This is a genomic window from Caldimonas thermodepolymerans, assembly GCF_015476235.1.
GTDB lineage: Bacteria > Pseudomonadota > Gammaproteobacteria > Burkholderiales > Burkholderiaceae_C > Caldimonas > Caldimonas thermodepolymerans.
The window spans coordinates 750,470-765,007 of the sequence record NZ_CP064338.1; the positions used below are offsets into that span (position 1 = coordinate 750,470).

Here is a 14,538-nt window from a genome sequence, read left to right on the forward strand (position 1 = left end):
CGTGCTGCGGGTCGCCAAGCATAGACGATGATCGCGGCCCGGCCCCCCGCGTGTCAGAACAGCTCGACCTCGCCGACCCGCGCGTCTTCCTGACCGGCCTGACCCAGCAGGACCAGGTCGTTGTAGCTCACCACGCGGTTGCGGCCGTGTTGCTTGGCGTGGTAGACGGCCTTGTCTGCGCGGCCGAAGGCACTGCTCGGGGTGTCGCCGGGCAGCACCTGGGCAAATCCGATGCTCACCGTCACGTGCCCCACCTGCGGAAAGGCGTGATTGGCCATGCCCTCGCGCACGCGCTCGAGCGCGCGGCGCGCGTCCGCCTCGCTGCCGCAGCGCAGGAGCACGACGAATTCCTCGCCGCCGAAGCGGTACAGCCGGTCGTGGTGGCGCAACATCTCGCGCAGCATGCGTGCAGCCAGCAGCAGCACCTCGTCGCCGATCAGGTGCCCGAAGCGGTCGTTGACCGACTTGAAGTGGTCGATGTCCAGCACCGCGAGCCAGCAGCCGCCGCCGGCCGGGGCCTCCAGCGCCGACGGCGGGCGCGGCAGCGCCAGGCTGATCTTGAAGAACGTGTCGTCGAAGGTCTTGCGGTTGAGCAGGCCGGTCAGCGTGTCGCGCTCGCTTTCGTCGACCACGTTCCAGAAGTTCTGGAACACGCGCAGGATGCCGCTGACCATCTGGACGTCGGCTTCGCCCAGCGGTTGTGCCGATTGCACCTCCAGCACCGCCACCGGGCCGCGGCCGGACAGCAGCGGGAACAGCGTGACCGCCGCGCCTGCCTCGGCCGTCAGGTGCTGCACGCAGCCGGTGTCGATGCAGGCCTTGTGGGCCGGCAGCGCCGCCAGCTCGGGCAGCTCGTCGTCGAACGGTCGCACCGGCAGGGGGCGCCCGGTCCACGCGACCAGCGGGCCCAGCCGTGCGCTGAGCGTCCAGTGGCTGGGCTGCTGGCGCAGCCCGACGAGGCGGTGGATCGCGATCGCCTGCGGCTGCAGCAAGTCCGCCAGTGCGTGCACGAGCGCCGCGTCGAGCGCGTCGAGGTCGCGGTGGACGGTCAGGCTGGCAAGCGATTCGACTGGATCGGACATACCGGGCAGCTCGCGCCGTCAACCCGCAGCAGGCCAGGCCCCCGGGGCTGTCGGCAGGGACAGATGTCCGGCATATCGGCGCCATTCCGGGCGTCTTGAGCCGGGACTGGCCCTGCCCCCCGATTCGAGGGGGTATCCTGCCGGGCATCGGCTGTGCCGCCGGCCGGCCGGGCGATCGGCGCCGGCGCGCGGTTTCCGCGTGGTTACACTTCGCCCTCGATGGAAACCAAGTGGCTCGAAGATTTCGTCAGCCTCGCCGAGACGCGCAGCTTTTCCCGTTCGGCGCAGCTGCGGCATGTGACGCAGCCGGCGTTTTCGCGTCGCATCCAGGCGCTGGAGGCGTGGGTGGGCACCGACCTGGTCGACCGCTCGTCCTATCCCACCCGGCTGACGCCCGCGGGCGAAACCTTCCTCGCCCAGGCGCTGGAAATCCTCGGGACCCTGCAGGCGACCCGCAACATGATGCGCAGCCACCGCTCGGCCGCGCAGGACATGATCGAGTTCGCCGTGCCGCACACGCTGGCCTTCACCTTCTTCCCGCACTGGGTGATGGGCTTGCGCAAGAGCTTCGGCGCGGTCAAGAGCCGGTTGATCGCGCTCAACGTGCACGACGCGGTGATGCGGCTGACCGAAGGCAGCTGCGACCTGCTGATCGCCTACCACCACCCGTCCCAGCCGCTGCAGCTCAACCCGGACCGCTACGAGATGCTGAGCCTGGGCGAGGAGACCCTGGCGCCCTACGCCCGGGCCGGCGCCGACGGCGAGCCGCTGTTCCGGCTGCCGGGACACGCCGGCGAACCGGTGCCCTTCCTTGGCTATGCGCAGGGCGCCTACCTGGGCCGGCTGGTGGACCTGATCGTCAAGCGCTCGCCGCAGCCGCTGCACCTCGACCCCATCTACGAGACCGACATGGCCGAAGGGCTGAAGGCGATGGCGCTCGAAGGCCATGGCGTGGCCTTCCTGCCCTCCAGCTCGGTGCGCAAGGAACTGCGCGCGAAGCGGCTGGTGCTCGCCGCCGACCCGCAGGCCTACGAAGTGACGATGGACGTGCGGATTTACCGCGAACGGCCCGAAGTCGCCAAGCACGTGCGTCCCGGCGTCCAGGCCTTGTGGGAGTATCTGCGCGAGACGCGCAGCAGCAGCTGATCCACCCGGCCCGCGCGATGCCGGGGGGCGCGTCCGTCACGAGGAGGAACCGATGAGCGGGTGGGCGCTGACCGCCGCGATCGTCTTGCTGGCCTGGCTGGCCCCGATGGTGGCGCGCCTGCGCGAGCTGGCCTCGCTGCGCCTGCCCGGGCGCATCGAGCGCCGGGTCGCCCCCGTGCGTGCGCAGCCGGCGGTCGACGACCTGTTCCAGCCGCTGGAGGCCGAGCTGCTGGCGCTGGGCTTCCGCTTCTCGCACGCCACGCAGTGGCGCGCCGTCCCGCGCGAACTCACGCCCTGGCGACCGGTGCGCGTCTACGTCCATGCGCAGTACCCGATCCTCGCGCAGGTGATGGCCCCCGGCCTGCTCGAGCTGCCCAACCTGCACGCGCTGGTGATGCTGGCCCAGGTGCGCGAAGGGCTGATGGTGGGCTCGTCCAACCTGCCCTGGTCGGTGGTGCCGCCGGATCCGCAGCTGCTGCGCACCGCGGGCGAAGGCCATGCGAGCGTGAAGGAGCAGTACGAGGCGCAGCTGGCCGCGATGCGCGCCGAAGGCCTGCCCGACTTCCTGCCCTGGGGCGAGCCCGAGCAGATCGAGGCGCGGCTGACCGACTACGAGAACCGCACGATCCAGGCCGCGGTCGGGCAGGGCTGGTGCCGGCCGGACGGCGAGGCGCTGTGCGTGTCGCTGCGGCGCCTGCCGGAGCTGTTCGTGTGGACCGCCAGGCGGACGCGCCTGCTGCGCCGGACCCTGGCGGCGCTGCCGGACGACAGCGTGGCGCTCAAGCGCGCCGCGCCGCTGGAGCGCAGCCTGCTGATCTACGCGGCGGGCAAGCTCGCCCCCCGGCCCGCGCCCCTGCCGCCGGTGCAGTGGGCCCTGTACGGCGGCAGCTGCCTGCTGTTCCTGCTGCTGGCCTGGCTGGTGTTCGACCTGACGCTGGCCGCGTGCCTGCTGGTGGTGGTCGCGCTGCATGAGGCCGGCCACTACCTCGCGATGCGGGCCTTCGGCTACCGCCGCACCCAGATGCTGATGCTGCCGCTGGTGGGCGGCGTCGCGTTCGGCGAGGCCAGCCGGCCCGACGCCTGGCACCGCGCCCTGGTGGCGCTGGCCGGGCCGGTGCCGGGGCTGCTGCTGGGCCTGGCGCTGCTGTGGGCGGTGCCGGCCGGCGGTGCCACGGCCCTGCTGGCCTGGCTGCTGGTGTTCATCAACGCGCTGAACCTGCTGCCCTTCGCGCCGCTGGACGGCGGGCAGGTGCTCGAGGCCCTGCTGCCGGCCCGCCATGCGGCGGTGCGCATCGGGCTGGAGGCGCTGGCCGCGTGCGGCCTGCTGGCACTGGCCTGGTGGTTCGGGTCGCCCCTGCTGCTGGTCCTGCTGGTGCTGCGCGTGCTGGGCTGGGGCGGGCTGTGGCGGCAGCTGCAGTTCGAGCGCTGGTACCGGCGCGCGGCGGCACGCATGCGCCCGGCCGATGCCAAGGCGGCGGTGCGCCTGTCGTTCCAGTTGCTGGAGCGCCTGCTGCCGGCACGGGCCTCGCTGGCCCAGCGGGTCCGCATGGTCGACGAGTGGCTGGACCGCCTGCGCGACAAGCCGATGGCCGTGCCGCGCAAGGCCGGTCTGGCGGTCCTCTATGCAGTGCTGCTCGCCCTGCCGGTGGCGGGGCTGCCACGCCTGCTCGCCCATGCGCAGCTGAGCTTCCTCTCGGAGGAGGAAAGGCTCGTGCAGCCGGGGCTGGAGCGCGCGCGCCAGGCGCGCGAGATGGACATCGCCGCACTGGCGCGCGCCGTGGATGTCGCGGCGGGCACGCGTGCGCCCGCTTCATCGCTGGCCCTGGAGTCCCTGGCCACGCGCACCGGCCGTGCGCTGCCCGACGAGGTGCACGCGCTCTACCAGTCCGGCGACGGCCTGCGCGCGGCCGATGGCCTGGAGCTGCATGCGGTGGCCGACGTGCGGCCGCTGCGGGACAACCGCCCGCGCCTGGTCGCGCAGCTGACACGTGAACTGCGCGAGCGCCACCCGCAACGACCCGGTGCCGTGCCCATCGCCTGCGAGACCGACCCGGATCGACCATGCTTCCTGCCGCTCGACCAGGTGGCGCAGTGGCTGCAGGTCGGCAGCTGGCAGGGCGATCCGCTGCTGCTGCATCCGCAGCCCCATCCCGACGGCCGCTGGCGCCTGGTCCTGCTGGCTGCCGACGAGGCGCGGCTGACCGAGCTGCCGGCGCTGCGCGTCCTGCTCGAGAGCAGCTACCTGCGCCAAGGGGGGCCTGCCGTCCCGGCGCGCTGACGATCTGCGGAAAAAGACACACCCAATTCCTGGTGTTAACCCTGATCGCTCATGCGCGAGGCGCATAATCTCCCGCGCAATCAGCATTGGCACCGGAATTGCGTAGGCCCTACAGTCGCGCGCAATTCTCCGGACCGACTCCCTGTTCATGCACGTCCCCGCTTCCCGGATCGCTCCTGCCGCCGGCCCTTTCCTGGGCCAGGCCACAGCCCGTGACGGCGTCGTCGCACCACCGGCGCGCATCGGCGTGCCGGGCCGGTCACGCTGCCAGCTGACAGGGGGCTGAACGTGCGGATGCCGGTGCAGGAGGGCCTGCAGCCGCAGGCCAGGCCGTCGGGCGTCGATGCCGCCCGCGTCGTCGCGGCCCGCTGCCTGGCGACCTCCTGAAGCCGTTGAGTCGTAGAGAACAGAACATGCTTTTCCGTCGTTGGGCTGCGCGTGCTGCACGTGGGTTCGCCGTGGCGTCCTGCGCGCTGGCCGTGCTCGTGCCGTCGCTCGCCGAGGCCGGTCCCGTGGTGGACCACGTGCGTGCCAGCGGCAAGATCCGCCTCGCCTACCGTGAATCCGCGGTGCCGTTTTCCTACCTGGATGCGCAAGGCCGTCCCGTGGGCTATGCACTGGACCTGTGCCTGAAGGTGGCCGAGGCCGTACGCCGGCAGCTCGGCCTCGACCGGCTCGAACCCGAGTTCGTGCCGGTCACGCCGGCCAGCCGCATCCGGGCCATCGTGGAAGGACGCGCCGAGCTGGAATGCGGCTCGACCACCAACAACGCCGAACGCCGCAAGACGGTGGCCTTCACCGTGCCGCACTACATCACCGGCGCGCGCTACGCGGTGCGCCCCGACAGCGGCATCGACGACCTGCCGCAGTTCGAGGGCCGCAAGCTGGTCTCGACCCGGGGCACCACGCCGCTGAAGGCGGTCGACCAGGCCAACCGCGAGCGGCTGCTGCGCATCACGCTGCTGGAGGCGCCGGACCATGCGCAAGCCATCGAGATGGTCGAGCGCGGCGAGGCCGACGGCTTCGTGATGGACGACGTGCTGCTCTACGGCCTGATCGCCAACCGTCCGGATCCGGCGAAGCTGAAGGTGGTCGGCAAGTTCCTCACCATCGAGCCGCTGGCCATCATGCTGTCGAAGGACGATCCGGGGTTCAAGAGGATCGTCGACGACGAGATGCGGCGGCTGATCCGCAGCGGCGAGATCGAGGCCCTCTACGAACGCTGGTTCCTGCGTCCCATCCCGCCCAACGACGTGTCGCTCAACCTGCCCATGAGCTACCTGTTGAAGGACTTCTGGAAATATCCGACCGACCAGGTGCCGTTCTGATGGGATGATGCCGTAGGCCACCCGGGGGCGGGGTATACCGGAGACCGCTGTCAGCACCGATCTCTAGAATCGCGTTCCTCGACATTGACCCGACTGGGGTTTTAGCTCAACCACTAGGAGCCTCTATGAAGAAGTCTCTGCTCGTCCTGGCCGCTGCCCTGCTGGCAGCCGGCGCAGCCCAAGCCGACACCCTGAAGAAGATCAAGGAGACCGGCAAGGTCGTGATGGGCGTGCGTGAATCGTCGTCCCCGCTGTCCTTCACGGTCGGCAGCGGCAAGTACGTCGGCTACCACGTCGAGCTGTGCGAGCGCATCATCGGCGACATCGGCAAGCAGCTGGGCATCAATCCGACCATCGAGTACACCCCGGTCACCTCGCAGAACCGCATCCCGCTGGTGCAGAACGGCACGGTCGACATCGAGTGCGGCTCGACCACCAACAACGAGGCGCGCCAGCAGCAGGTCGCCTTCGCGCTGACCACCTACGTGACCGAAGTGCGCATGGCCGTGAACAAGAAGTCGGGCATCAAGTCGATCGCCGACCTCAAGGGCAAGACCGTGGTGACCACCACCGGCACCACGTCCGTGCAGCACCTGCGCAAGCACCGTCGCGCCGAAGGCGTGCAGTTCAAGGAGATCTTTGGCAAGGACCACGCCGACTCCTTCCTGACGCTGGAATCGGGCCGTGCCGACGCGTTCGTGATGGACGACAACCTGCTGGCCGGCAACATCGCCAACGCCAAGAATCCGGCCGACTTCGAGATCGTCGGTGAGGTGCTGTCGGTCGAGCCGATCGCGATCATGATCCGCAAGGACGACCCCGCCTTCAAGAAGGCGGTGGACGACTCGATCCGCGCGGCCATGCAGAGCGGCGAGCTGGCCAAGCTGTACGACAAGTGGTTCATGCAGCCGATCCCGCCCAAGAACGTCAGCGTGAACCTGCCGATGGGCGCCACGCTCAAGGAGCTGATCGCCAACCCGAACGACAAGCCGATGGAAGCCTACGCCGCCAAGTAAGGCGCGGGCCGGCTCACGACCCACTTGCTGCACGCGGGTGGGTTTTTTTTAACCATCGCCACGAGAGAAGCACGAGAATCCGGGGCAGCCGCACGGCCAGCGGCGGCGTGCTCCGGAGGAGAACGACATGAGTTACCAATGGGACTGGGAAGTCTTCCTGCGGGACACAGGGGCGGACGAAACCTACTTCGACTGGATGATGTCGGCCTGGGGCTGGACGCTGTCGGTGGCAGGTTGCGCCTGGGTCATCGCCCTGGTCGTCGGGGCGCTGATCGGCACCATCCGCACGGTGCCGCACAAGGGGCTGCAATGGCTCGGCAACGCCTGGGTCGAGCTGTTCCGCAACATTCCGGTGCTGGTGCAGGTCTTCCTCTGGTACCACGTGATCCCCGCGCTGGTGCCGCCCCTGCAGGGCCTGTCGACCTTCGTGCTGGTGATCTTCGCGCTCGGCTTCTTCACCTCGGCGCGCGTGGCTGAACAGGTGCGCGCCGGCATCCAGGCCCTGCCGCGCGGCCAGATGATGGCCGGCTCGGCGCTGGGCCTGACGCTGCCGCAGACCTACCGCTACGTCATCCTGCCGATGGCGTTCCGCATCGTCATCCCGCCGCTGACCAGCGAGGCGATGAACATCATCAAGAACTCGTCGGTCGCCTTCGCGGTGTCGATCTCCGAGCTGACCCTGTTCGCGATGCAGGTCCAGGAGGAGACCTCGCGCGGCATTGAGGTGTACCTCGCCGTCACCACGCTCTACATCATCTCCGCCTTCGCCGTGAACCGCGTGATGGCCTTCATCGAGGCGCGCGTGCGCGTGCCCGGCTACGTGGGAGGCGGCAAATGAATCTCGACTGGTCCTTCTACAACTGGGATCTGATCAGCAGCTACGTGCTCAAGGGCTTCGCCTTCAGCGTCCAGCTGACGCTGATCGCGATGATCGGGGGCATCGTGCTGGGCACGCTGCTGGCGCTGATGCGCCTGTCGGGCCTCAAGGTGCTGGAGATTCCCGCCACCATCTACGTCAACGGGATGCGCTCCATCCCGCTGGTGATGGTGATCCTGTGGTTCTTCCTGCTGGTGCCGTTCGTGCTGGGCCGCCCGATCGGTGCCGAGCTGTCGGCCATCATCACCTTCACGCTGTTCGAGGCGGCGTACTACTCCGAGATCATGCGCGCGGGCATCCAGTCGATCCCGCGCGGGCAGGTGTTCGCCGGCCAGGCGCTGGGCCTGACCTACGGGCAGAACATGCGCTACGTGATCCTGCCGCAGGCCTTCCGCAACATGCTGCCGGTGCTGCTGACGCAGACGATCATCCTGTTCCAGGACACCTCGCTCGTCTACGCGATCGGCGCCTACGACACGCTCAAGGGCTTCGAGATCGCCGGCAAGAACATGGGCCGGCCGGTGGAGGCCTACCTGGCTGCGGCCCTGGTCTACTTCGTGATCTGCTTTGCGCTGTCCCAGCTGGTCAAGCGCCTGCAGAAGAAAATCGCCATCGTCCGCTGACGTTCCTGCCTGCAGGACAGCGGCTTTGAATCAGGAGACGACGACATGTCGGCAATGATCGAAATCAAGAACGTCAGCAAGTGGTATGGCTCGTTCCAGGTGCTGACCGACTGCAGCACCACCGTCAACAAGGGCGAGGTGGTGGTGGTGTGCGGACCGTCCGGCTCGGGCAAGTCCACCCTCATCAAGACGGTCAACGCGCTGGAGCCGTTCCAGCAGGGCGAGATCCTGGTGGACGGTGTCTCGATCGGCGACCCCAAGACCAACCTGCCCAAGCTGCGCTCGCGCGTGGGCATGGTGTTCCAGCACTTCGAGCTGTTCCCGCACCTGAGCGTGACCGAGAACCTCACGCTCGCGCAGGTCAAGGTGCTCGGCCGCAGCAAGGACGAGGCGCGCGCCCGCGGCCTGAAGATGCTCGACCGCGTGGGCCTGATGGCGCACAAGGACAAGTTCCCGGGACAGCTGTCGGGTGGCCAGCAGCAGCGCGTGGCCATCGCCCGCGCGCTCAGCATGGACCCGATCGTGATGCTGTTCGACGAACCCACTTCGGCGCTCGACCCGGAGATGGTCGGCGAGGTGCTGGACGTGATGGTGCAGCTGGCCCAGGAAGGCATGACCATGATGTGCGTGACCCACGAGATGGGCTTCGCGCGCAAGGTCAGCCACCGCGTGATCTTCATGGACCAGGGGAAGATCATCGAGGACTGCAAGAAGGAGGAGTTCTTCGGCAACCCCGAAGCGCGTTCGCCGCGCGCCAAGGACTTCCTCTCCAAGATCCTGCAGCACTGAAGCGGGTGTCCCCGGCCGGAAGGCCGGGCAAGGGGGCGCGGCCCGTGGCGGGCCGCGCGCGTGACGCTCAGGCCTTGCTGGTGAGCGCCGCCAGCTGCTTGCGCGTGCGGGCCACGGCCCGCTCGATCAGGTAGGCCTGCTCGAAGGCGCGGAAGCGGCCCGTCTCGCACAGCTTGGTCAGCATGCGCCCGGTCATCGAGACGATGCTCTGGTGCTTCTTGCCGTAGCTGAAGATGAAGAAGGTGCGGCCCGGGCTCACCCAGTTCAGGCGCACCTTGCGCCACTCGCCCTCGACGTGCATCTGGTAGGCCACGCCTGCCTGCACGTACTGCGCCAGCTGTGCGCCGCGGGTGGGCGTCTCCGGGGCCATCTCGGGGCCCAGGCCGTCGAGGTTGATGTCCAGCTCGCCCGAGGAGGAATCGAGCTGCTCCAGGTCGATGTCGACGTTGCCGTCCCAGTTGATCGCGGCGTCCTCGACCAGTCCCACCTGGGCCGCTTCTTCGGCCGAGAACCCGGTGTCGGCCTGCTCGGCCAGCGTCGCCGACGGCGGCGCGAGCGGCACGTCCTCGGCCGCAGGCACCACCAGCCGGTCCAGCGCCTGCAGGTGGGTGTCGAGCTGGCGGTATTCGAAGTCGGTCAGCGGCTGGCCCTTGAGCGACTGTGCATGGCAGGGCAGCAGTTCGCCGAAGAAGGCCTTCTTGCGCTCCTCGGGCCAGTGGATCAGCGCCAGGCCTTCGTTGAGCGTCTTCATCAGGCCGGGCAGCGCGAGGATGAATTGCTTGCGCTCGGCCGGCGTGCCCTTGGGCAGGACGCTGAGGATGAGCTGGCGCGGCACGCCGCGCAGGCGCCTGGCGATCTCGGAATCCGCGCCATGGCGCCAGGTCGCCTCGACCTGGGCGTGGGTCCAGGTGTCCAGCAGGAAGCGGCGCACGAACTCCGGCGCCAGCGTGACCGACTGCAGCACCGCCTGCATCAGCTCGGCATGGCGCGCCTGCACGCGCAGCTGGGTTTCCTTCTGCGCCAGCAGCTCGACCGCTTCCGCGTGCGCCTGGGCCTCGTCGCGCGTCTGTTCCTGCACGAAGTTCTCGAGCGCGCGCAGCTTGCTCTCGTACAGGCTCATCTGGTCGAAGTCGCCGTCGACCACCTGCTGCACCAGCTCGCGCACCAGCTCGAGGAAGCGCTTGCCCGGGCCCTCGTCGAAATCCTCGAACGCGCAGGCGATCGAGGCCATGCGGTTGACGAAGCGGCGCACCGGGTGGCTGCGCGACGAGAAGAACTGCACGTCCTTGAGCGCCGCGCGCAGCACCGGCAGCTGCAGCCGCGCGATCTGGCGCGCCATCTGCGGCGGGACCTTGCTGTCCGAGAGGATCTGGTCGAACAGCGAGGCGACGATGTCGATCACCATGTGATCGAGCGCGCCGCTGGAAGCGCGGATCAGCTCCTCGCGGTGCGCGCGGATCAGGTTGACCGCCATCAGGCCGCTCAGCCCGCCGTTGCCGCTCGCCGGGGCGCCGAGCGCGCCGGGGGACGAGTTCGTGCCGGCGCCGGCCAGCGCCTGCGAGGCGCTGGACGACCAGCCGCTGCCGGCGTCCAGCGTGCCGGGCGAGCTGGCGAGGAAGGCCAGGCGCCGGATCACCTCCAGCATGTGGGCGTCGCTGGCCGTGGTGGGAGGCGCCGCCACCGCCGCGGCGCTGCCCGGGCCGGTGTTCGGGAACGAGGAGGTCGGTGCGAAGCCGCCGGACAGCAGGCCCGGGCCGCTGCTGCCCAGGCCCGCCGGCACCGAGATGCCGAACATCGCGCTGAGCGCTTGCGCGGCATGGTTCGGGTCGGCGGCCGGGGCGCTGGCGGGCGCGCGCGGATGGAGGCCGCCGGGCGCGGTCAGCGGGCCGTGCACGGAGGCCGCCGGCGCCGGCGGGGCGGCCCGCACGGTCAGCCCGACCGGCTGGATGCCCTGCGCGACGAAATCGCTGACGATGGCGCTGTAGCAGGGGCGCATGGCCTTGGCCAGGCTGCGTCCGAGCTCGGACGACAGCGTCTTGCGCACCGCGGTGTCGGTGGTGACCGCCTCGATGGCGCGGAACAGCGCCTTGCCGAGGATCTCCGGGCGGATCGGGTTGCGCTCCGGGTCGGCGCGGCCGATGCCGAGCAGCGAGCCGATGTAGGCGTCCAGCTCGCGCAGTTCCCACTCGCACTCGTGTTCGATCTCCAGGCCGAGCCGGTGGGCGGTGACCTGTTCCTCGACCTCCGAGTCGCCCACCAGGCTGAGCGAGGCCCAGTCGGTGGCCGCCAGCGGCCGGCTGCCGGTGCGCGGATGCAGCTCCTGCGCCACCTTCTCGTTCAGCACCGTGGCGAACGTCGTGTTGAACACCGGCAGCTTGCGGTGCAGGTCGAACTGCGCCGACATGTAGGACTGGCGCTGCGCATTGCTGGTGGCCGACAACGCCAGCATGCCCAGGGCATCGACCAGTCTGCTCGAGGCGGTCGACACCGTGGACAGGATCTTCTGCACCGCCGACTGCATGGCGGTGTGGAGTCGCGGGTCGGGAAGGCTCATCTCACCTGGCGTCGCAAGGACGGACAGTATGGCCCGAAAAGTGCTGTGGGCCGACGCGGGCGGACGTGGCGAAGTGCGCAGTTCGCCAACCTTTTCCCGGTCCAAGGCGACGTGGCGGGCAGTCCTCCGCACGGGAGGTGCCCGCATGGTTACGTGTTGTTACTTGCGCAGCGAATCCCGGATCTCGCGCAGCAGCACGACCTCTTCGGGCGGGGCGGCCGGCGCCGGGGGCGGGGCGGAGCGCTTGAGGCGGTTGATCTGGCGCACCATCACGAAAATGATGAAGGCCAGGATCAGGAAATTGAGCGCGACGGTGATGAAGCTGCCGTAGGCGAACACCGCCCCGGCCTGCTTGGCTTCGGCCAGGGTTTCGGCGGTCTGGCCGGCCAGCGGGATGAAGTAATTCGAGAAATCCAGCCCACCAAACAGCTTGCTGACCACCGGCATGATGATGTCGTTGACCAGCGCATCGACGATCTTGCCGAAGGCGCCGCCGATGATCACGCCGACGGCGAGATCGATCACGTTGCCTTTGACGGCGAATTCCTTGAATTCGGACATGAAACTCATGAGGGGCTCCTGGTTAGCGTAGGGTGCGTTGCCGCGGCGGCTGCGCGCGGCCCGGCGAGAGTATTGCCGAGCCCTTGCCCTTGCTCAAGCGCTGCGCGGGCCGGGAATGCGCCGCAGGGCGCCGGTTCGCGCCTGTCGAGCGCAGATCGCACCACGTGGCACTGGTTTCGCGTTGCGCCCGTGGGCTAGAATTAAGGGTTGCCCTAATCGTAGAAGAGCTTTCCGAGGATCCCCATGAGTGACCAGCAAGTGGACAAAGGCCGCCGCACGTGGGTAGCCATTGCCTGTGGCGCGGGTGCCGTCGGCGGCGTGGCCACCGCAGTTCCCTTTGTCAGCAGCTTCCAGCCTTCGGAGAAGGCCCGGGCCGCCGGTGCGGCGGTGGAAGTCGACATCAGCTCGCTGCAGCCGGGCGAGAAGATGACGGTGGAATGGCGCGGCAAACCCGTGTGGATCATCCGCCGCACGCCCGAGCAGCTGGAGGCCCTCAAGAAGCTCGACGACCAGCTGGCCGATCCCAATTCCGATCGCAAGCAGTACCCGACGCCCGAGTACGCGAAGAACCAGTACCGCTCGATCAAGCCCGAGATCTTCGTCGGCGTGGGCATCTGCTCCCACCTCGGTTGCTCTCCCGTCGACAAGTTCACCCCCGGCGCGCAGCCCTCGCTGCCTGACGACTGGCCGGGCGGCTTCCTCTGCCCCTGCCACGGCTCGACCTTCGACCTGGCCGGCCGTGTCTTCAAGAACAAGCCTGCGCCGGACAACCTGGAAGTGCCGCCGCACATGTATCTCTCCGACACCGTGCTGCTGATCGGCGAGGACAAGAAGGCCTGAAGGGCCGCAGAGTATTGAGGTGACACTCCATGGCTGAATTCAAAGAAGTCCCCGCCGACGCGCCCGCCGCGCAAAAGCTGCTCAACTGGATCGACAACCGCTTCCCGCTGAGCAAGCTCTACAACGAGCACATGGGCCAGTACTACGCGCCCAAGAACTTCAACTTCTGGTACATCTTCGGCTCGCTGGCCCTGGTCGTGCTGGTCATCCAGATCGTGACCGGCATCTTCCTCGTGATGCACTACAAGCCGGACGCCAACCTCGCGTTCGCGTCGGTCGAGTACATCATGCGTGACGTGCCCTGGGGCTGGCTGATCCGCTACATGCACTCCACCGGGGCGTCGGCGTTCTTCGTCGTCGTCTACCTGCACATGTTCCGCGGCCTGCTCTACGGCTCGTACCGCAAGCCGCGCGAGCTGGTGTGGATCTTCGGCTGCCTGATCTTCCTGTGCCTGATGGCCGAGGCCTTCTTCGGCTACCTGCTGCCGTGGGGCCAGATGTCCTACTGGGGCGCCCAGGTGATCGTGAACCTGTTCGCCGCCGTGCCGTTCATCGGTCCGGACCTGGCGCTGCTGATCCGCGGTGACTACGTCGTCTCCGACGCCACGCTGAACCGCTTCTTCAGCTTCCACGTGATCGCGATCCCGCTGGTGCTGCTGGGCCTGGTGGTGGCGCACATCATCGCGCTGCACGAAGTCGGCTCGAACAACCCGGACGGCGTCGAGATCAAGGAGCACAAGGATGCCAGCGGCCGCCCGCTGGACGGCATCCCGTTCCACCCGTACTACACGGTGCACGACATCTTCGGCCTGTCGATCTTCCTGATCGTCTTCTCGGCCATCGTGTTCTTCGCTCCCGAGTTCGGCGGCTACTTCCTGGAGTACAACAACTTCATCCCGGCCGACCCGCTGAAGACCCCGCCGCACATCGCGCCGGTGTGGTACTTCACGCCGTTCTACTCGATGCTGCGTGCCACGACCGACCAGATGGTCAACGTGCTGCTGGTCGTGCTGGCGCTGGCGGCCATCCTGGCCGTGCTCAAGGGTGGCTTCGGTGCCAAGGGCAAGCTGGGCATCGTGGTCGGTGCCGTGATCGCCGCCTTCCTGCTGAAGGTGTTCGACGCCAAGTTCTGGGGCGTGGTCGTGATGGGCGGTGCGGTCATCATCCTGTTCTTCCTGCCCTGGCTGGACCGCAGCCCGGTCAAGTCGATCCGCTACCGTCCCGGCTGGCACACCTGGCTGTACGCCGTGTTCGTGATCTTCTTCTTCGTGCTGGGCTATCTCGGCATCCAGCCGCCGTCGCCGGTCGGTGAAAAGATTTCCCAGATCGGTACGCTGTTCTACTTCGGTTTCTTCCTGCTGATGCCGTGGTGGAGCCGCCTGGGCACCTTCAAGCCGGTGCCGCAGCGTGTGGTCTTTGCAGCCCACTGAGCCCCGCCGGAGTC

General features: G+C 68.5%; 12 protein-coding genes. 9 read left to right on the top strand and 3 right to left on the bottom strand.

The genetic code is table 11. The features are described 5' to 3' along the window. Positions 1–53 precede the first annotated feature (53 nt). On the bottom strand, positions 54–1,082 hold the full coding sequence (locus IS481_RS03645) for a GGDEF domain-containing protein (protein WP_104358341.1): 1,029 nt from the start codon (positions 1,080–1,082) through the stop codon (positions 54–56). Between the two features lie 219 nt (positions 1,083–1,301). Here IS481_RS03645 and IS481_RS03650 point away from each other — a divergent pair, with 219 nt between their 5' ends. From IS481_RS03650 to IS481_RS03680, 7 genes are all read left to right on the top strand, one after another. Then, entirely contained in the window at positions 1,302–2,228 is a 927-nt protein-coding gene (locus IS481_RS03650) for a LysR substrate-binding domain-containing protein (RefSeq protein ID WP_104358342.1), read from the top strand. A gap of 52 nt (positions 2,229–2,280) precedes the next feature. Continuing rightward, positions 2,281–4,506, top strand: coding sequence for a site-2 protease family protein (locus IS481_RS03655; protein ID WP_104358343.1), 2,226 nt, complete (start codon positions 2,281–2,283; stop codon positions 4,504–4,506). A 413-nt stretch (positions 4,507–4,919) separates the two neighbouring features. Further along, complete coding sequence (locus tag IS481_RS03660; protein WP_104358344.1) at positions 4,920–5,834, top strand: amino acid ABC transporter substrate-binding protein; 915 nt, start codon at positions 4,920–4,922, stop codon at positions 5,832–5,834. A 125-nt stretch (positions 5,835–5,959) separates the two neighbouring features. Next, the gene (locus IS481_RS03665) at positions 5,960–6,850 is read left to right on the top strand and encodes a transporter substrate-binding domain-containing protein (RefSeq protein WP_104358345.1); all 891 of its coding nucleotides are present in this window, start codon (positions 5,960–5,962) and stop codon (positions 6,848–6,850) included. Positions 6,851–6,977: 127 nt separating this feature from the next. Then, entirely contained in the window at positions 6,978–7,688 is a 711-nt protein-coding gene (locus IS481_RS03670; RefSeq protein ID WP_104358346.1) for an amino acid ABC transporter permease, read from the top strand. Continuing rightward, the gene (locus tag IS481_RS03675; RefSeq protein ID WP_104358347.1) at positions 7,685–8,350 is read left to right on the top strand and encodes an amino acid ABC transporter permease; all 666 of its coding nucleotides are present in this window, start codon (positions 7,685–7,687) and stop codon (positions 8,348–8,350) included. Before IS481_RS03670 ends, IS481_RS03675 begins: the two co-directional genes overlap by 4 nt. Positions 8,351–8,404: 54 nt before the next feature. Next, on the top strand, positions 8,405–9,139 hold the full coding sequence (locus IS481_RS03680; protein WP_104358348.1) for an amino acid ABC transporter ATP-binding protein: 735 nt from the start codon (positions 8,405–8,407) through the stop codon (positions 9,137–9,139). Positions 9,140–9,206: 67 nt separating this feature from the next. Here IS481_RS03680 and IS481_RS03685 read toward each other — a convergent pair whose 3' ends face one another. Further along, positions 9,207–11,693, bottom strand: a complete 2,487-nt coding sequence (locus IS481_RS03685; protein WP_165908645.1) for a DUF1631 family protein — start codon at positions 11,691–11,693, stop codon at positions 9,207–9,209. Between the two features lie 159 nt (positions 11,694–11,852). Then, entirely contained in the window at positions 11,853–12,263 is a 411-nt protein-coding gene (gene mscL, locus IS481_RS03690) for a large conductance mechanosensitive channel protein MscL (RefSeq protein ID WP_104358350.1), read from the bottom strand. A 234-nt stretch (positions 12,264–12,497) separates the two neighbouring features. Here mscL and petA point away from each other — a divergent pair, with 234 nt between their 5' ends. Next, complete coding sequence (gene petA / locus IS481_RS03695) at positions 12,498–13,094, top strand: ubiquinol-cytochrome c reductase iron-sulfur subunit (RefSeq protein WP_104358351.1); 597 nt, start codon at positions 12,498–12,500, stop codon at positions 13,092–13,094. 29 nt (positions 13,095–13,123) lie between these two features. Next, a complete protein-coding gene (locus IS481_RS03700; RefSeq protein ID WP_104358352.1) occupies positions 13,124–14,524 on the top strand; it encodes a cytochrome b in 1,401 nt (466 codons plus the stop codon). Positions 14,525–14,538: the final 14 nt, after the last annotated feature.

Coding starts and splice junctions, on each gene's coding strand:
- IS481_RS03645 (WP_104358341.1), bottom strand. CDS start 1,082: ATGTCCGATCCAGTCGAATCGCTTGCCAGCCTGACCGTCCACCGCGAC.
- IS481_RS03650 (WP_104358342.1), top strand. CDS start 1,302: ATGGAAACCAAGTGGCTCGAAGATTTCGTCAGCCTCGCCGAGACGCGC.
- IS481_RS03655 (WP_104358343.1), top strand. CDS start 2,281: ATGAGCGGGTGGGCGCTGACCGCCGCGATCGTCTTGCTGGCCTGGCTG.
- IS481_RS03660 (WP_104358344.1), top strand. CDS start 4,920: ATGCTTTTCCGTCGTTGGGCTGCGCGTGCTGCACGTGGGTTCGCCGTG.
- IS481_RS03665 (WP_104358345.1), top strand. CDS start 5,960: ATGAAGAAGTCTCTGCTCGTCCTGGCCGCTGCCCTGCTGGCAGCCGGC.
- IS481_RS03670 (WP_104358346.1), top strand. CDS start 6,978: ATGAGTTACCAATGGGACTGGGAAGTCTTCCTGCGGGACACAGGGGCG.
- IS481_RS03675 (WP_104358347.1), top strand. CDS start 7,685: ATGAATCTCGACTGGTCCTTCTACAACTGGGATCTGATCAGCAGCTAC.
- IS481_RS03680 (WP_104358348.1), top strand. CDS start 8,405: ATGATCGAAATCAAGAACGTCAGCAAGTGGTATGGCTCGTTCCAGGTG.
- IS481_RS03685 (WP_165908645.1), bottom strand. CDS start 11,693: ATGAGCCTTCCCGACCCGCGACTCCACACCGCCATGCAGTCGGCGGTG.
- mscL (WP_104358350.1), bottom strand. CDS start 12,263: ATGAGTTTCATGTCCGAATTCAAGGAATTCGCCGTCAAAGGCAACGTG.
- petA (WP_104358351.1), top strand. CDS start 12,498: ATGAGTGACCAGCAAGTGGACAAAGGCCGCCGCACGTGGGTAGCCATT.
- IS481_RS03700 (WP_104358352.1), top strand. CDS start 13,124: ATGGCTGAATTCAAAGAAGTCCCCGCCGACGCGCCCGCCGCGCAAAAG.